Here is an 18,267-nt window from a genome sequence, read left to right on the forward strand (position 1 = left end):
GGGGGGCGCGTCCGGCGGGGGCGGGCCGCGATGCGGTGCCCGGCGGGGTCAGGGACGGCGGGCGAGGCGGCCAGGACGGCGGGGGAGCCGGCCGGTTCGGCGGGGGACACGGCAAAGGCAAGGAGGTCACACCACTCCTTGCCACTCTCAACGTATAGCGCACCGGGGGGCTTGCGGCAAGGCCCCGGTGCGGGCGCACACTTACCCGCCTGGGCCGGAAGTCGACAGAAATGAGGGATACATCGTGTCCGTGCTGTTCTGTCCATGTACCGCCCCTCCCGACGACCGCGTCCACGGCGGTGCCTGCCGAGGGGACTCGTGTACGGGCGGGTCGCACCGTGCTGCGAAACTGCTGACCTCACATCGGAGCTGCTGACTTGAATTCCCTGCCCACCCGCGTGTTCGACCTTCCCGAGCGCCTTGCCGCCAAGGCCGACCCGTCGCTGATCACCGCCGACGAGGAGCACTTCGCGGCCATCGCGCAGTGCCTGGAACAGACGATCGCCGAACTGTCCGACACCCTCGCCGCCACCCTCCGGGCGCCCGGGGGCATCGGCCAGGAAGCCATGGACCGGGACACGGAGGTCCACCGCCTCGGCGCCCGGCTGCGCACCCTGCGCCGCTTCGGCCTGGACCTGTGCCTCGGACACATGGTCGGCGCGGACGACGCCGAGCCCGTGTACGTCGGACGGCTCGGCCTCACCGACAGCGAGGGCCGCAGGCTGCTCGTCGACTGGCGCTCCCCCGCGGCCGAGCCGTTCTTCGGGGCCACCCACGCCAACCCCATGGGGCTGGCCAGCCGTCGCAGGTACCGCTGGACGAACGGCCGGATCAGCGACTACTGGGACGAGGTGTTCGCCCCGGACGGGTTCGCCGGGCACCACGCCTCCCTCGACGACCAGTCCGCCTTCATCGCCAGCCTCGGCAGCGACCGCTCGGAGCGGATGCGGGACGTCCTCGGCACCATCCAGGCCGACCAGGACGCCATCATCCGCGCGGGCTCCCGCGGCGCGCTCGTCGTCGACGGCGGACCCGGCACCGGCAAGACCGTCGTCGCCCTGCACCGCTCCGCCTACCTCCTGCACTCCGACCCGCGCCTCGGGCACCGCCGCGGCGGTGTGCTGTTCGTCGGCCCGCACCGGCCCTACCTGGCCTACGTCTCCGATGTCCTGCCCAGCCTCGGCGAGGAGGGCGTGCAGACCTGCATCCTGCGGGACCTCGTGGCCGAGGGCGCCACGGCGGGGGCCGAGACCGACCCGGAGGTGGCCCGCCTGAAGTCGTCGGCGGACCTGGTCCGTGCGATCGAGAAGGCCGTACGGTTCTACGAGGAGCCGCCCACCGAGGGCATGACCGTGACCACCCACTGGTCCGACATCCCGCTGACCGCCGCCGACTGGGCCGAGGCGTTCGACGCGGCGGAGGGCGCCCCGCACAACGACGCGCGCGACCAGGTCTGGAACGAGCTGCTCACGATCCTGGTCGACCGGCACGAGGGCGATGCCCCGGAGGCGCTGCTGCGCAAGTCCCTGCGCCAGAACCGGGAGCTGCTCACCGCCTTCAACCGCGCGTGGCCGCTGCTGGAGGCGGCCGACCTGGTCTCGGACCTGTGGACGGTCCCGGCCTATCTGCGGATGTGCGCCCCCTGGCTGGACCGCGACGAGGTACGGGCCCTGCAGCGCGCGGACGGCCAGGCCTGGACCGTGTCCGACCTGCCCCTCCTGGACGCGGCCCGGCAGCGGCTCGGCGACCCGGAGATCTCCCGCCGCAGGCGCCGCAACGAGGCCACCGTCGCCGCCGAACGCGAGCGCATGGCCACGGTCGTGGACAACCTGAGCGCGGTCGCCGACGACGAGTACGGCATGGGTCTGGTGACGATGCTGCGCGGCGAGGACTTCCACCACGCCCTGGTCGACGAGTCGGCCCTGCACATCGCCGACCCGGACCTGCTGGCCGGCCCGTTCGCCCACGTCGTCGTGGACGAGGCCCAGGAACTGACCGACGCGGAGTGGCAGATGCTGCTGCTGCGCTGCCCGTCCCGCAGCTTCACCATCGTCGGCGACCGCGCCCAGGCCAGGCACGGCTTCACCGAGTCCTGGCAGGAGAGGCTGGAGCGGGTGGGCCTCGACCGTGTGGAGATGGCCTCCCTGAGCATCAACTACCGCACCCCGGAAGAGATCATGAAGGAGGCCGAGCCGGTCATCCGCACGGCCCTCCCGGACGCCAACGTCCCCACGTCGATCCGCAGCACCGGCACCCCGGTCGGCTACGGCTCGGTGTCGGAACTGACCGCACTGCTGGACACCTGGCTCGGCACCCACCCCGAGGGCATCGCCTGTGTCATCGGCGCCCCCGGCTTCGAGCCTGCTCCCCGGGTCCGCTCCCTGACCCCGGCACTCTCCAAGGGCCTGGAGTTCGACCTGGTGATCCTCGTGGATCCGCAGAACTTCGGCGAGGGCGTCGAGGGGGCGGTGGACCGGTACGTGGCGATGACCAGGGCGACCCAACGGCTGGTGATCCTGACGAGCGGCGAGGTGAGGGGCTGATGATCGGCGAGGCGGGGGGCTCACGGCCGGTCACAGCCGTTGGATGACCTCCGGGACCAGCGCGACGACGGCGGGCACCAGCAGGTAGAGGGTGAGTCCGGTGATGGCCTTGCGGGTGGCGACGGGCAGCACCGGTACCGACCACACCTGGGCTGTCGCCGCGTCACGGTCGGCGGAGGAGAGAGCGGTCGGCTGCAGCGATCTGACGTAGGACTTCTTGACGGCCAGCGCGGAGTGGTAGCCGATCGAGGAGGGATAGATGATCACGACCGTGTCGACCACCATCACTCCCACCACCACGAAGAGCATCCACGGCGAGGCCGGCAGCCAGACCAGGGAGAGGGACAGCAGACCGACCATGTGGGCCAGGGCGGAACCGTAGGTCCACAGCATGAACTGGCGCAGCGTGCGCAGCCCGCGGAACCCGTCGCTGTCGAAGGTCATGTTCGGCGTCACCCCGAAGCCCAGCGCCGCGGACCGCTTCAGATAGACCGTGAAGATCACGCCCATGGCCAGCTGCTTGGTCAGGAAGTAGAAGGCGTACGTCCCCGACGCGCACAGGGCCAGAGCCAGCTCCGGATGGGTGTGCAGGTTGGCCCACCAGCCGGCGTACACCTCCGACCGCCAGACCCGGTCCGGGAGCAGGGTGGAGTTCCAGGTCTCCATGAGGCCGTACTCGTTGACGAAGGCGAACAGCAGGACCGTGCCCACCGCGACGACCGTCATGATGGCCACGGAGACGCCCCGGCGGCCGAGCGTGGTGAACGACCGGTTGGTCCTGGCGACCAGCCGGTTGTGCTGCGCTATCCGCTGGCCGGACAGCCGCACCGCGCCGCCGTTGCGCTCGTTCATCGGCACGAAGTCGGCGATGGCCCGGACCTGCTGGCAGTAGAAGATGGGGGTGACGAACACGACGGCGAGCACGATCAGCCCGGCGGGGTCCTGGAGCAGGGCCAGGCTCACGGCACTGGGCCGCGCATGGTCCGAGAACAGATAGCCGAGGGCCGGCCGCGTCTGTCCGTCCATGGGCCCCACGAGCACACCACCGGCCTCGGCCATCGCCAGCAGCGTCATGGAGGCGAACAGGCTGACCAGCAGGAACCTCGTCTTGGCCGTCAGCGGCGAGTACCAGAGCCGGACCAGCAGCCGGGCCGCACCCCGTAACGGCAGCGGCACCCTGCGCAGCAGCCTCATCACAGGACGGATCCCCACCGGCCTGGGCACCCGGAAAACGGCACCGATCAGCTGTGGCTGCAAGGGTTCGAGCTGCGCCATCCGTCCCCCGATCGCGACCTCGCACTCCCTGGCTTTATAGCCGGTACGGCGACGGGCTACCCCTTGGGCGGGGGTCGGAGCGCGGCACGGGCGACGTTGTGGCGCCGGAGGAGGAGGCGGCGGAGGTGAGAGTGCTGCCTGAGCCCCGCACGGCTCCACGTCGGGGGACATCCGCCAGAACGGCATCGTCGGCGTGCTTGCCCCTGCAGGCCGGCTGCCTGCCCCGCAGCATGTCTGATCCCCACCGCGATCACCTGATCGTCCGTGTGCACGGTGCGGGTCCGGGACAGCGCGGTCCCGCGCCGCTCGGCCGGCCGCCTGGCGGAACGGGAAAGCGAGTCATCCACCCTCAAGCGCCCTCTGGCCGGGATCGCCGGTCGGCCGAGGTGCGGCCGTGTCAGGCGCCGGTAGCCGACATCGCCGGCCGGTACGGCAGGGGTCCACGGTCTCCTCATGGCCGGCTGCGGTCGCGGCGCCGGGGGATCGCGCTGATCCTGACAGGGGAGCGCGGTAGCCGGGGCGCCGGTGAGCGCGCTGTACAGGAAGGTGAGGGCTATGGCAGCAGTGCCGAACGAGACCCGGCGCGGGCACGGGGGGCCGGACAGCAGGCTCAGCGGCCCGTCCCTGTTCGCCGGGTCCGTGATGATGCTCAGCGGGCCGCTCAGCATTCTCATGGGTGCCTCCGGGATCGCCAGCGACAGCCTGTTCGCCGTGTCCCGGTACGCCTACCGATTCGACCTGACCGCTTGGGGCTGGATCCACATCCTGGTCGGCCTGGCACTCGTCATCGCCGGCCTGGGCGTCGTGACCAACAAGAGCTGGGGCCGCGGAGCTGGCGCGGCGGCGGCAGGCGTCAGCCTGATCACCCAGTTCATGTTCGTCCCGTACTACCCACTGTGGGCCATCCCGGTCATGACACTCGACCTGCTGATCATCTTCGCCTTGACGAGGTTCCACGTCGGCAGCGACAGCGGTTGGTGACCCACGTCTGGCCACCGCCGGTGCCCTACGTCGTCGTGCAGCACCGCACATCGTCCGACCCACCGTGACCGGGGGAAGATGTCGAAGTCCTCGACATGCGCACGCGTCAGCTTGTCGGTACCCAGCAACGCAAGCGCCTCGTCAGCCGTCACGGGATCCACGGTGTTGTAGTCCGGGGTGTGGTCAGACCTCACGACGCGGAAGACGTCCGGGACGAGTGGGTGCCGGCCTCTTGGACCAACTCGTCCTCCCACAGTTCCTCCAAGGACTGCGGCCGCGACTCCCGCTCCTCAACCGGTCGCCAGTCGCCGCCGTTGACCCAGTAGTAGTCCCCGGCTTCGAACACCTCGCGCCGCAGCTGCTGAAGCGCGGCGTTCAGGTCCTCCTGGTACGGCACGTAGTGGTTGTTGTGCGCCCTATCTGCTGCGTCTGTGTCGCGCGGCCGATTGTCGGTGGCTGTCCGTACGCCGGCCACCGACACAACGCACGGTCACTTCCGGCGACGCCTGCCGGCACGCTTCTTGAGTTCGGCCTGGCCGCGCTTCGTCCAGTCACCCTGGTGCAGGTAGCAACGAGCCGTGCCCTTCAGCGTCTTGTTCTGACACCGACCTCCAGCAGCCGTCGGCCAACCGCACTTCCCCTGCTTCCACTCACCCACGGTGTGTCCCCCTCCCGCTGGTTCACCTCGTGTCCGGGCCCCCAGCGTCTGGCACGCAGCGGATGCCGAGCAGGGCGCGCAGCCGGCGGAGTCAAGGGATGCGGGTGCACGCGGTCCGTACAGCGGGAGCGCAACGTCTGAATCGGTATGGCGAGTTCATAAGATCGCGTATGCGGATGCGGGCTGCCCTGGCGGGACGTGCGTTGCCGGCGAGATCGCCGCGACGCCCCGCTGTTTCGGTTCCCGAAGTAGCTTCGTCGGTTTCTACGCGGCCGGTGGGACGGTCCGGCACAGTCGTGGGTCGTGTGAGTCCGATCACCACGAGATGGCCGGCGCGACACCTGCCACAGTGCGTATGGATCATGAGCGCATGCATCCTCGGTTAAGCCGCATCGCCGGCACAGCGCTTCTTCTGCTCGGCATCGCCCTCGTGCTCTGGAGGGTCTTCGGCAGTCCCCAGTACTGGGAGGGCGACATGAGATGGCTTCGTACCGGCCTCATGCTGGGAGCTCTGGGGACGATCAGTCTGAGCGCACGACTGATCTTCCCCGCCGGCAAGGGCGATGCACCGGATGAGGCGTCCGAGAGTGCCGAGGGAGCAACTGCGGATGAGTGGCCATGACTCGGTCCCGTTGCCCAGCGCCCTTACTCACCACCACGGGTCCACACTCGGGAACGGCAACCCCTCCACCCCGCGGCGCCGGATGATCCCAAACAGCTCCGATGCTGGGCAGACCTCCAACGAATCGCCTGGTCGGTCCGCCTACTGCCACTACAAAGAGAGATCTGTTCCGGGCGCGCCTGAACGACTTGTGCCCGGACCGGCGCGATCGTCAGCGCGAGGCCCTGGCCCGGTTGGCTCTCGGCCGCTCCGGGCCGCAAGTGTTGCGGCCCGTGGGCGAGCAGTTCTGCCGAAGCCCGGGCTCTGGTTTGCGTACGACGACAACGGCGCCGTACGACGACAAAACGGCGCCGTTCACCGTCGGTGAGACCGGTGCCCGCCCGTGCCGTGGGCGTTGCCGGATCAGCCTGTTCCGCGCCCGCGTTCGGCCTCGGCACCTGCAACAGCTACTCGACCAGCCTGCGCACCCCCGGACCGGGTCCCGCACCAGATCGGACACCTTGCTTTCAGGGCTTTCAGGCCTCGCAGCCTGAGCGGTGCGCGGCTGAGCGGCTGCCATGTCCACCGAGTCCTCGTGCGGTCACCGCCCCAGTGATCTGTACGACGGCTGTGACGTGTCTCACCGGAACTCGCCCGCGCCGTACGTCAGTTGAAGACGTGACCACAGATATGCGAACCCGGGTGCGAAACGGAGATCCGGACGCCTTCGCGGAACTCTTCGACGCGTGCGCCCGCGCGGTGTACAACCACGCCTTCCGGCTGACCGCCGACTGGTCGCTGGCCGAGGACGTGATGTCGACGACCTTCATGGAGGCGTGGCGGCGCCGGGACTCGGTCGAGGCCGAGGGCGGCTCGCTGCGGCCGTGGCTGCTGGGCATCGCCACCAACGTCGCCCGCTCCCACCACCGCAGCAACCGCCGCTACCGCAACGCGGCGAGCGCCGCGGCCGCCGCGCACGCCGCCGAGGAACGGGTCGAGGACCACGCCGAGGAGACCGCCGGACGCCTGGACGACCGGCGCCGTATCAACGCCACGCTCGCCGCCCTCAGTCTGCTCAAGCGTCCCGAGCGCGAGGTCCTGACGCTGTGCCTGTGGGAGGGGATGGAGTACGCCGAGGCGGCCCGCGCCCTCGGCATCCCGGTCGGCACCGTCCGCTCCCGCCTCTCCCGCGCCCGCTCCAAGCTGCGCAAGCTCGCCGACGCGCAACTCCTCGGAGAAAAACGGGAACCCACCCGCACGAACCGGCAGATAACAGGTGATCGCGGATACGCGGTCCGGTCCGCACAGGAAGGAAACCGATGAACGCCAGCCCCTCCCACCGGCCCCACCCGGCCGAGTGGACGGAGACGCAGAGTCTGCTGCCCTCCGCCGAGCGGGATCTGCCGGCGGGCCGCCACCAGTTCCACAAGGAGCAGATGATGGCCCGGATACACGAAGACCTCCGCACCACCTCCCGAACGTCCACCGCCTCCTCCCGTACGTCCGCCGCCTCTCCGGTCGCGCCCGTGAAGCGCTCCAACCCGTTCCTGCGCCGTGCGATCCTCCTGCCCGCCGCGGCCTTCGCCCTGGCCGGCGCGGTCGTGGGCGGCCTCGCCCTCACCGGCGGCGGGGCGGACGACGGCAAGGCCGCCCTGGCCACCGGCCCCGCACTGACCACCCGGATCGGCGCCGCCGACCCCAAGGGCGCCCCCCAGCTCCTCGAACGCATCTCCCTGGCCGCCGCCGACACCTCCGCGCCCACCCCGCGCAAGGGCCAGTACATCTACATCGCCTCGAAGGTGGCCGACAGCTACGTCAAGAGCGACGGCGGCAAGAGCGAGGCGGTCAGCAACGAGCTGCACTCCCGCCAGGTCTGGAACTCCCTCGACGGCAGGGACGGCTGGCTGATCGAGGCCGGCGAGACCAGCGACAAGGGCATCACCCTGAAGAGCGACGTCCCGTTCAGCGGCGCCTACAACGCCCTGGCCGGGCTGCCGACCGACCCCGACGCGCTGCTGCAGCGGATCTACCGTGCGTCGGACGCCAACCGGGACCCCGAAGTCCCGCGCGACCAGGCCGCCTTCGTCGCGATCGGCGATCTGCTGTTCGAGAGCTACCCGCCGGCCGAGGTCGGCGCCGCCCTCTACAAGGCCGCGGCCAAGATCCCCGGAGTCGTCTCGGTGGATGACGCGGTCGACGCCACGGGCCGGCACGGGGTCGCGATCGCGCGGCAGAACGACACCGACGGCGAGCGCACCGAGTGGATCTTCGACAAGAAGACGCTGCGGTTCCTCGGCGAGCGCATCGTGGTGGTCAAGGCCACTGCGGGCGATCCCCTCAAGGTCGGTACCGTCACGCACACCAGCGCGATCACCGAGCGCGCGGTCGTCGACGCCGCCAAGCAGGTCCCCGGGCAGGTGAGCTGAATGCGCGACAGAACCACGAGCGCCTCGCTGGCCGCCCTGCTGGTGGCGGGGCTGATGACGGGTGTCTCGGTGGCGGCCACGGGCTCCGGCCTCGGCGTACGGACGCAGGACACCGTCACGGTCGCGGCGCCCGGCGGATCCGCCCCCGGCGCGCGGACCGCCGGCTCCGCCTCCGGCCGGTACGTCACCCTCCTCACCGGCGACCGGGTCCTGCTGGACGCCCGGGGCCGGGTGACGGGCGTACGGCGGGCACCGGGCCGTGAGCACGTCCCGGTGTCCGTGCGCGGCGTCGGGGGCGATCAGTACGTCGTTCCCGCCGACGCCGCCGCCCTGATCGGCCAAGGCGTCCTGGACATGCGGCTGTTCGACGTCAGCGGCCTGATACGGGCCGGCTACGACGACACCCGGCGCGGCACGCTCCCGCTGATCGTGTCTTACGAGGGCAAGTCCGCCCAGCGCAGGAGCACCCAGAAGTCACTGGTCGCGGACGCGGACGCCACCGTGCGCCGGGAACTGCCCAGTGTGGCGGGCGCCGCTATCACCGTGCCCAAGGCCGGGGCCGACGACATGTGGCAGGCCCTCACCGAGGAGCAGGGAGTCGCGCGGGTCTGGCTGGACGGCCGCTTCAAGGCGCCGGCGGACGAAGACGTCGCGAAGTCCGGGGAGGCGGACGGGGAGGCGGGCGTGGAGGCGGGCGGCGGCGTCGCGCAGATCGGCGCCCCGGCCGCCTGGGCCGCCGGATACGACGGCAAGGGCGTCAAGGTCGCTGTCCTGGACACCGGCATCGACACCACCCACCCGGACCTTGCCGCGGCGGTGAGGGCCTCCAAGAACTTCACCGGCACCGCCGGCACCGACGACATGGTCGGCCACGGCACCCATGTGGCCGCGACGCTGGCGGGCTCGGGCGCACGGTCCGGCGGCCGGTACAAGGGCGTCGCGCCCGGTGCCGGGATCCTCGACGCCAAGGTGCTGGACGACAACGGCGAGGGCAGCGACTCCAGCGTCATCGCCGGCCTGGAGTGGGCCGCCGGGCAGGGCGCCAAGGTGGCCAACCTCAGCCTGGGCCAGGAGGACACCCCGGGGGAGGACCCGGTCGAGGCGGCGGTGAACGCCCTCTCGAAGAGCACCGGCATGCTCACCGTCGCCGCGGCCGGCAACGAGGGCCCCGACGTGGGAACCGTCGGCTCCCCGGGGGACGCGGAGTCGGCGCTCACCGTGGGCGCCGTCGACGGCGAGGACCGGCTGGCCGACTTCTCCAGCACCGGCCCGACCGCCGACAGCGCGCTGAAACCGGACCTCACGGCGCCGGGCGTGGACGTCGTTTCGGCGAGGGCGACGCACGGCTACTTGGGCGACCCGGCCGCCGACGGCTATGTCTCCATGTCCGGTACGTCGATGGCGACGCCGCATGTCGCGGGGGCGGCCGCGATCCTCGCCCAGCGGCACCCCGACTGGACCGGCGCACGGATCAAGCAGGCACTCACCGCGTCCACCACCCCGACCACCGGCGCGACCGTTTACCAGCAGGGGACGGGCCGGCTCGACGTGTCCCGGGCACTGGAGGGGGCGGTGGCGAGCGAACAGACCTCCGTGTCCTTCGGCAAGCAGCTCTGGCCCCACACCGACGACCGGCCGGTCACCCAGCACATCACCTACCGCAACGACGGTGACCAGCCCGTCACCCTGGACCTGAGGGCCACGGCGACCGGCCCCGGAGGCAGCACGGCCCCCGAGGGCATGTTCACGCTGAGCACCCCTCAGCTCACCGTCCCGGCGGGCGGCACCGCCGGCGTCGACCTCACCGCGGACACCCGCGTCGAGGCGGCGGACGGCGCCTACTCGGGCACGCTGCTCGCCACCGCGCGGAACGGCGCCGACCCCGCTGCCGCACGGACCGCCTTCGGCGTCGTACGCGAGGCCGAGGCACACGACCTCACCCTGAAGTTCCTCGACCGCGACGGCCGGCCTGTGAGCGCTCCCCTGACCGAGATCCTCGGGTACTCGGGCACGTACTGGACCACGAACCTCGCGGACTCCGAGCAGATCTCCAAGGGCGTGTACCGGGTGCGGGTCCCGCGCGGCGACTACGTCGTGGACACCGTGTTGGCCGACGCCGGGGGCACCTCCGCGCTGGTCCGGCCGCGGCTCTCGCTGATCGGGGACACCACGGTCGTCCTCGACGCGCGCAAGGCGAAGCCGGTCGGGATCACCGCGCCGCAGGGCGCGAAGATGTCCGACGGCCAGCTCAACCTGGCCGTGAGCACCGGGAACACCGGGAGTACCGGGGGCGAACCGCACAACAGCACCCTGTTCTGGGGAACGTTCAAGAACCTGCGCACCGCGACCCTGGGACCGACCGCCCCGGCCGGGAGGATCAGCACACAGCTCGGCGGCCTGTGGCAGAAGGGCAGCACCACCTACCATCTGCTCCACAACCTGCCCGACCGCTTCCCCACCGGCTATCGGCACACCACGCGCATGAACGAACTGGCCCTGCTGAAGCGGAGCTTCGGCTCGTCCGTCGCACACCGCAAAGGCATCGTCAACGTCCTGTGGAGCGGCCCCACCCTGTCGCTGGGCACGGTGAGCGACCCCTTCCCGCTGCCGACGACCGCGAAGATCTACGTCACCACGCCCAAGGGCTTCAAGTGGACGGCCAACCTGGGCCAGCGAAACGCCTCCGGAGACGACGAGGACGTCTTCTACGGCACGGAGAGCGCGAGGTCGTACCAGGCGGGCCGTACCTACGCGGCCACGTACAACGTCGGTGTCTTCAGCCCGATCACCGGCGGCCCGTACGGCGCACAGCGCGACGGCGACACCCTGGACCTGTGCGTCCCCGACCTCGCCGACGGGAGCGGACACCCCGCCTTCTCCACGGCGAAACGCCACACCACGGTCACCGCGGACGGCAGCACCCTGCTCGACAACGACGGCGACCTCTGCCAGACCGTGGACAAACTCCCGTCCGCCCCGGCCCGCTACACGATCGGCACGAACCTGACCCGCCCGCCGTCGGTGGCCACCACCACGAGCCGGCTGACAGCGGCCTGGACTTTCACATCCAGCCCGTCCGACACCGGCCCCCTGCCCCTCTCCACGGTCCGCTTCCACCCGAAGCTGACCCCGACCGGCACGGCCCCCGCAGGCCGCCGCACCACGATCCCCCTCACCCTCCAGGGCCCGGCGGCCACCCACCTGAAATCCCTGACGGTGAAGGTCTCCTACGACGCCGGCAAGACCTGGTCCCCCGCCCCGGTGACCACCACCCAAGGCAAACGAACCCTCACCCTGACCCACCCGGAAAACGCCCGCTCGGTCTCCCTCAAATCCACCCTGACCGACACCACCGGCAACACCTACGCGGTGACGATCCTGAAGGCATACCTCCTGACCTGACGTGGTCCAGACACTCCTCGACGCGGTCACGCATCATCCGGAACACTTCGCCGCTGCCGACCGAGACACACGTCTTCGTCGATCCGCAGAGGCGGGCCGACCTTCGCCACACGGGCAACACGCTCGCCTCGACGGCGGGAGCCGGCACCCGGAAGCTGATAACGCGCATGGGCCACAGCAGCTCCCGAGCTGCGCTGATCCACCAGCACATGACCAGCGACCGGGACCGGGCCATCGCCGACCGGTTTGGGGCCATGATCCGGGGCGGCGGGGGAGCGGCCACCCCCGAGCCCTCTGAAAAGGATCGGGCGGGCTCGTAGTGGCATGGATGTGGCACGGCGCCTGAAATGGCCAAGGGCCAGCCTTGGAGGAAACCCCTCCTGAGCTGGCCCTTCTGCCTGTGCCCCCGGCAGGATTCGAACCTGCGACACCCGCTTTAGGAGTTCGATCAAGCGGCTCCCAGGCGGCCCTCGCAGTCCTACCGGTATGGCGTGGGTGGTTGGACAAGGCCGCCTGCGTCTATCGCCGTTGATGTCAGCTGGTGATGTCAGGTTGGATGGTCCGATGGAGCGCATTGAGGCCGAGCTGTTCACAGACGGTGGCAACGACGCCGTGGTCCGCATGCCCGGCAGGCGGTTCCCTGGGGTCCTGGTGCAGGGCGACTCCCTTCACGTCCTCCGCAGCGACGTGGCCGAGGTAGTGGAGGCCTGCGAGCGTGGCGACTTGGATGAGGCTCGGGACTCCGCTGGCCTTCTCCTGGCCGACCTGGATGCGCTGTTGGCGCGGTACGAGGCTGCGTTGAACGAGCACGAGATTCCGCGGCCGTACTGAGCTGCCCGACCATCAGCTTGGGAAGCTGCGGGCATGTGCGGTTCGTCTGCGCTCTGACCTGTGCGTACGGCTACGGTGAAGCCTCGCGGGGATGGGTCGCTTTCACCGTGGTTCCCCGCTGTTCCCCGTCCTATCTGGTGCGCCTGTGGTGCGCGCCTGGGTCCTCGGTGGCCGCCGGAGCGACGGCGCGAACGACCATCCCACTCAGTACGGCTCGAAGCTTGGGACCGCGGGCCTGATGTCGCCGGCCTCGTCCATGACCTGCAGCCGGTTCATGAACGCGATGACGAAGTCGGAGAATGATCCATCGAAGACTTCGCAGCCTTCCTCATGGGCCATGGTCACGATCTTCCAGCTGTCGGGGTGGTGGTCGCATGGGAGGAAGAAGTGCTCGTCACCGCCGTAGTCATAGCCCCACGAGATGAGACCGCCGGACTGTGGGTGGAACGGGTAAGGGAAGTCGGCGGGATGTTGAGACCGTGCCTCGGTCCAGGTGCCGTGGATCTTGTGCATGCGCTCCAGGAGCGGAGTGCGCCCCTGCGGGTGGAAGACGACGAGTTCGTCGGCGATGACTCCGGGGCCGTAGGAGTCCAGGAAGATCTTGAAGTCGCTGGGCAGGGAAGACCCGACGTAGCGTTCGACTCCGCTCCAGTCTGTGGGGGTGTGCGCATGCAGAGACGGCGTGCCCAGCAACCGTGTCAACTCATCCAGCCCTGGCACTTGTCTACCTCCACCCATCCGACCGCGACCGGGCAACCCTAGCCGAGGACATGACCTGGAAGGGGCGGCCAGTCTGTGCTGTCAAACATGGCGCACGCTTTCCAACTGTGGGGGTGGGGTGAGTTCGCTCGTTCAGGGGCGTTCACCTGCGTTCGTTGGCGGTTGGCTCGCATGGCGCTTCTGACCGGTGGTCCGCTCTGAACGGCCGTGAATGGGGCTGAATGAGACGGAAACTGAGACGGTCAGGTGGCGGAGGCTGCTTGACTCTTCCCCAGGTGGGATGGTGCGATCCGCGCCCTCGACATCGACCACGTGTCCGTGCGCGTCAACGGTGATCGGTGTGCCTCGTCCCTTGGCTGTGATGAGCCATGCCAGTCAATGGCCCGTTGTCGGTCGGGCCCTTCCTCCTTCCAGTACGCGAGCCAGCCGCCTCCGGGGATGGCGGCGGCCACCTGGTCGGCCTGCTCAAGTTGGGAGATGTCTGGGTAGTACGTGACCGGGCGGCGAGTACCGCGCTTGGGGTCGAACACAAGCAGCCCTCGTCGCGTCGTCCCAGGCGTCCACGTCTAGCATCCACCCGATCGTCGCCTCCGTGCCGGTGAAGATCGCGAGCCAGCGTGTTCCGTCGAAGTAGTGCATGCGGTTCATCGTCCATGACGGCGCCGGCCTCAACGTAGGAGTGACCGACTTTGCTGCCTTGGCGGGACCTCATCTTCGGAAGCTGCCGGTGCACCTGACTATCGCTGCAGAGATCTGGGTAGTCCCAACCGTGGTCATCAGGTGACTACACATGGTAAAAAACGCCTACAGGGGGCTTTTAGGGGCGGGGTGAGGCATGGCGTCGGCTGGGGCTGAACAGACTAGGCAGGCAATTGAAAAGCCGCAGCTTTTCAACATCGATATACCTGCCGGGGACAGTCCGGTATTGACCCGAGGAATTTCCTCAGCACCCCGCGCAACCGCCCGACAATTGATCACTTGGTACTCGCCGGATGCTTGGGAAAAATTCATTCGCGAGTGGGCTAAATGCCTCGACGAGCCGTACACCGCAGTCCAGCAGTTGGGCGGTGCAGACGATCACGGGATCGATGTCGCTGGCTTTTTGTCAGAGCATGATCTACGCGGACCCTGGGATTGTTTCCAGTGTAAACATTACGCTGAGGCATTGAAGCCAGGACAAGCTTTTGTCGAAATATTGAAGGTCTTCCGGAGCGTGATAGCTGGCCACTATGTGATGCCACGGAGATACCGTTTTCTTGCACCGCAAGGCTGCGGAACCGGCCTAGCGAGGCTTTTGATTGATCCGCCAGCTCTCAAGAGCCAGTTCATGGAAAAGGTGCAGACTGGCACGACCCTAACACGAGGTATGTCGGCGCAGGAGATCGCGAGTGTGAGGGAGCTCTGTTCTTCGGACGATTTCACAAGGTTCAAAGAAGAGGACGTAGACGATGTTCTTCTCTTGCATAAGGAAAAGTCCCCCTACCATGCATCACGTTTCGGAACAGACCTGCCTCCCCGTCCTGCAAATAAGCGCCCCCCAGACCTCGTCGATCACGAGGAGTTTGAATACGTTTCTCAACTGATTGAGGTTTACAGGGAGGAGTACCCAAGAAAAGTAAAGGACCTTGCTGATGCGCTTTCTCACCCGGAAGCATGCAAGCATTTCGTCAGGCAGCGCGAAGACTTCTACAGTGCAGAGTCGCTGAGACTATTCGCTCGCGATCAGGTTCCTCCTGGCACATTCGAGGAGCTGCAAGACGAAATCTATACAGGAGTCGTCGACGTTGAGGAGAGCAGATTTCACAGTGGAATGGAACGCCTCCGAGCCGTTTTGAAAATGTCTACGCAACTGGATATCACGTCAAACATGCTGATAAACTCAACGCGATTGGAAGACAGGAAGGGGATATGCCACCACCTAGCTAATAAAGGCCGGCTCACCTGGTGCAGGAGTGACGACGATGCAGACCCTGAATAATCCCATTGAAGCGGGAGTTCGAGTCCTACTTCTGCTGCATGAGATTTTCCCCACCGAGCTGGATATGGGGCAACTCGCCTATCTCGATTACTGCATTCTGCACAGTGGCGATGTAGGAGGCCCGGCCAGCCTCCACCCAGCCACGCCAATTAGGCCCGGCGAGTTCGCCGTAAAGCGTCATCTAATTACAGACGGGCTGCGCGTCATGATTCAGGCCAATCTAGTTCGAATGTCCACTGGCCCTGATGGCATCAAGTATGCGGCGACTGATAACTCGGAAACTTTCGTCAGGCTCCTCGAATCCCAGTATTTTAATGATCTGAGGGCTAGAGCGCAGTGGGTCGCTTCTGAAATCGTACCAATTGAAGGAGACGATCTTCGACAAGCATTAAAATCGGTATTCGCGCATTGGAAGGATGACGCTCTACCTGGAGTTACTGCTCCTTCTGGCTCGGGAAATGAGGCGACGTGACGGGCATTTCGATTCGGCACCTGACCTTCCTGGGACCAGAGCAGAATGCATCTAGCGTGGAGTTCGTTTCAGGACTGACCGTTATCTCTGGAAAATCGGATACGGGAAAGACTTACGTCGTTAAATCGATCGACTACATGCTGGGAGCGAAAGAACTTACGAAAATCCGAGAGGCCGCGGGATACACCCACGCCCTTCTAGGATTGAAGCTGCCCGACAATCGCATTGTTACCCTAATTCGAGAACTGCCAGGCTCAAAAGTATTCTTGTGCGAGGGCGACGTGCGCTCGATCCCCAAGTCTGGCAAGGCATTAGTACTGTCCGCAGTGCACAGCAAGAATGCAAGGAGCAGCATTTCGTCTTACTTGCTGGAAGCGCTGCGCATGTCGGGCTTGCAAGTCGTGAAAAATGCAAAAAATGCTAAGAATTCTCTAACATTCCGATACGTGGCGAAGCTATGCATCGTGGGTGAGCAGCAAATGCTGTCAGAGAATTCGCCCACCACGCCTTCAGGGCAGAGGACAGAGAGAACGGTCGAGAAATCTGCGTTCCGCGTAATGCTGTCTGGCCATGACGATTCAAACGTTGCCTCACAGGAGGAAGTTACAGCAAGTAAGGTTCGGCTGGGAAAGCATGAACTCCTCTCAGGAATGATCTCCGATCTGCAAAAGCGAATTTCGGGCACGAGCGCCGCCGCCCTTACGGAGCAGCGGGAGCGGTTGAATTCCAGTATTCAGCGAGAGTCGCAGTCTGTTCGATCCCTAGTAGAGCGTCGAGATATAGAGCTGGGAAAGCTGCGAGCACTATCTAGTGATATTGAGCGAAATACCGCCCGACGATCTGAAATTGCTGAGCTTTCTGCGCGGTTCAACCTGTTGCGTGATCAGTATGATTCTGACCTCGCCCGGCTGGAAATGGTAAAGGAGGCTGGAAATCTACTAGGATTTTTCAGTCGGGGAGATTGCCCGTACTGCGGTGCGCCGCCTGAGAATCAAACTGCTGACCATGTGGTCCAAGAGTCCGATGATTTTTACGACGCCATATCTGCGGAGCAAGTAAAAACCAGACAGCTTAAGAGTGACCTGCTGCTGACCCTAGAAGATATGCAGGCCCAGGATGAAGAAATTCGTCGCGACACCTCAGAGATGCGAGATATACGCCGACGCGTCGACATGGAGATCTCTCGTATCGAGCATGAGATGGAGCCCGTAGAAGGTTCACTTGCCGAACTGGTTGAGGCTCGGTCTAAGGTCGATAAGCAGTTTTCATTGCTCGACCAGGTCGAAGGGTTGCTAGAGATGAGGAAGGGTCTTGGCCCTATCCAGCAATCGACGGCTGTACAAAGTTCGCCTGAACTAGGCCCTGAAGATGCAGAAGACTTCATTAGAACTATGCGACGTATCCTGGACGCTTGGAGTGCGCCGGAAGCTGAGACGGTCGACCTAGAAGCAGACTTGTCAGACCTAATTATCGGCGGAATGCCTCGTGCCGCACGCGGAATGGGCATGAGGGGAATTCTTCAGGCTGCTTTCACTGTGGCCTTGGCTGAAGTCTGCATTCGGTCTGGTAAGCCACACCCGGGATTTGTCATCCTTGACAGTCCGGTTCTCACATACAGAGGTGCCGAACCGGATCCTGACGATGAAGACGAGCGGTTGCACGAAGATGTGGCTGCACGTTTCTATCGATACCTGAACAATGAATTTCCCGGCCAGGCCATCGTTGTGGAAAACATTGATCCTCCGGTGTCTCTGACAGGGCTACGGCGGTATCAGTTCACGAAGGATCCACGGCGAGGCCGATACGGCTTGTTTCCCCCAAGGCTAGGAAGTGCTAACGCGTCAGAGTCGACCTCTGACGGTGGTAGGGAGACGAGCAGGTAGATTCGGGTGCGCCTTTTTGTGGTTCTCATGGAATCTCTTAAAGATCACCGTCATGGCCATGTAGTTCTCTCTCTCTGGGGACGGGTTGGAGCCGATAACCAACCACTCACCCCAGCTCCCATCCCGTACGCCGTCGACCCACACACCGTGGAGCGGGCGTTGTTGCTGGCGTCCAGGTGGAGCGCGCCACTGTACGAACGACCTGGACGCCAGCAACAACGTCTGCTCGGCTCTGCCTGGGTCGATGGCGTACGGGATGGGAGCTCACCGCTCCCCAATGCCACCCGCAGCCAGGAACGGCGCCCCCGTGCCCCGGTGCCGGCCGATCCCCCGCCGGAGGCATCGTTCTAAGCGTGGTCGCTCGTGCGGCATTCGACTCGTGGATTGTGGCGCTGTGCGCGCGGCACGGGCGCCGGCCGGGCTGGAGCGGGGCGAAGACAGGAGCGCAGGCCCGGCCGGGGGCCGGGCCGCGCGCGGGGAGCGGAGCGAGCCGCCTT

At 66.7% G+C, this 18,267-nt stretch carries 12 protein-coding genes and 1 pseudogene; 10 read left to right on the forward strand and 3 right to left on the reverse strand.

The features are described from left to right. Nucleotides 1–377 precede the first annotated feature (377 nt). Entirely contained in the window at nt 378–2,543 is a 2,166-nt protein-coding gene (gene helR / locus AQI94_RS37315) for an RNA polymerase recycling motor ATPase HelR (RefSeq protein ID WP_031039665.1), read from the forward strand. 30 nt (nt 2,544–2,573) lie between these two features. On the opposite strand, the gene AQI94_RS37320 is transcribed toward helR, so the two are convergent. After that, nucleotides 2,574–3,737: a hypothetical protein gene (locus tag AQI94_RS37320; protein ID WP_031039669.1), complete on the reverse strand. Its 1,164-nt coding sequence runs from the start codon at nt 3,735–3,737 to the stop codon at nt 2,574–2,576. Between the two features lie 636 nt (nt 3,738–4,373). On the opposite strand from AQI94_RS37320, the gene AQI94_RS37325 reads away from it, so the two are divergent. Then, nucleotides 4,374–4,799 (forward strand): DUF7144 family membrane protein, encoded by a 426-nt coding sequence (locus AQI94_RS37325; protein ID WP_225890389.1) that lies wholly within the window; start codon nt 4,374–4,376, stop codon nt 4,797–4,799. A 190-nt stretch (nt 4,800–4,989) separates the two neighbouring features. On the opposite strand, the gene AQI94_RS45410 is transcribed toward AQI94_RS37325, so the two are convergent. Further along, complete coding sequence (locus tag AQI94_RS45410; RefSeq protein WP_063801644.1) at nt 4,990–5,196, reverse strand: hypothetical protein; 207 nt, start codon at nt 5,194–5,196, stop codon at nt 4,990–4,992. Between the two features lie 1,540 nt (nt 5,197–6,736). Between AQI94_RS45410 and AQI94_RS37340 the strand changes: the two genes are divergently transcribed. The 5 genes and pseudogenes from AQI94_RS37340 (at nt 6,737) to AQI94_RS37360 (ending at nt 12,717) form a co-directional block, all read left to right on the forward strand. Then, on the forward strand, nt 6,737–7,381 hold the full coding sequence (locus tag AQI94_RS37340; protein WP_037941591.1) for an RNA polymerase sigma factor: 645 nt from the start codon (nt 6,737–6,739) through the stop codon (nt 7,379–7,381). Beyond that, the gene (locus tag AQI94_RS37345; protein WP_062230176.1) at nt 7,378–8,484 is read left to right on the forward strand and encodes a CU044_5270 family protein; all 1,107 of its coding nucleotides are present in this window, start codon (nt 7,378–7,380) and stop codon (nt 8,482–8,484) included. Before AQI94_RS37340 ends, AQI94_RS37345 begins: the two co-directional genes overlap by 4 nt. Next, nucleotides 8,485–11,886 carry a S8 family peptidase gene (locus AQI94_RS37350; protein WP_031059679.1) on the forward strand — a complete coding sequence of 1,134 codons (3,402 nt, stop codon included), beginning with the start codon at nt 8,485–8,487 and terminating at the stop codon, nt 11,884–11,886. It abuts the gene before it with no gap. A 13-nt stretch (nt 11,887–11,899) separates the two neighbouring features. Continuing rightward, nucleotides 11,900–12,206 (forward strand): annotated as a pseudogene (locus AQI94_RS46770) (site-specific integrase); the annotation flags it as partial. 244 nt (nt 12,207–12,450) lie between these two features. Continuing rightward, nucleotides 12,451–12,717 carry a DUF6959 family protein gene (locus tag AQI94_RS37360; protein WP_031059683.1) on the forward strand — a complete coding sequence of 89 codons (267 nt, stop codon included), beginning with the start codon at nt 12,451–12,453 and terminating at the stop codon, nt 12,715–12,717. 204 nt (nt 12,718–12,921) lie between these two features. Here the strand turns inward: AQI94_RS37360 and AQI94_RS37365 are convergent, their stop codons facing one another. Next, nucleotides 12,922–13,437, reverse strand: a complete 516-nt coding sequence (locus AQI94_RS37365) for a hypothetical protein (RefSeq protein WP_107064354.1) — start codon at nt 13,435–13,437, stop codon at nt 12,922–12,924. Between the two features lie 835 nt (nt 13,438–14,272). Here AQI94_RS37365 and AQI94_RS44850 point away from each other — a divergent pair. The 3 genes from AQI94_RS44850 to AQI94_RS44860 are packed head-to-tail and all read left to right on the forward strand — an operon-like array spanning nt 14,273 to nt 17,770. Beyond that, nucleotides 14,273–15,415 (forward strand): ABC-three component system protein, encoded by a 1,143-nt coding sequence (locus AQI94_RS44850; protein WP_158806491.1) that lies wholly within the window; start codon nt 14,273–14,275, stop codon nt 15,413–15,415. Continuing rightward, nucleotides 15,399–15,887: an ABC-three component system middle component 2 gene (locus AQI94_RS44855; RefSeq protein WP_158806493.1), complete on the forward strand. Its 489-nt coding sequence runs from the start codon at nt 15,399–15,401 to the stop codon at nt 15,885–15,887. The genes AQI94_RS44850 and AQI94_RS44855 overlap by 17 nt, the downstream gene beginning before the upstream one ends. Next, complete coding sequence (locus AQI94_RS44860; RefSeq protein ID WP_158806495.1) at nt 15,884–17,770, forward strand: coiled-coil domain-containing protein; 1,887 nt, start codon at nt 15,884–15,886, stop codon at nt 17,768–17,770. Before AQI94_RS44855 ends, AQI94_RS44860 begins: the two co-directional genes overlap by 4 nt. The last annotated feature ends 497 nt before the right edge of the window (nt 17,771–18,267 follow it).

Source organism: Streptomyces pseudovenezuelae (genome assembly GCF_001513955.1).
GTDB classification, from domain to species: Bacteria; Actinomycetota; Actinomycetes; order Streptomycetales; family Streptomycetaceae; genus Streptomyces; species Streptomyces pseudovenezuelae.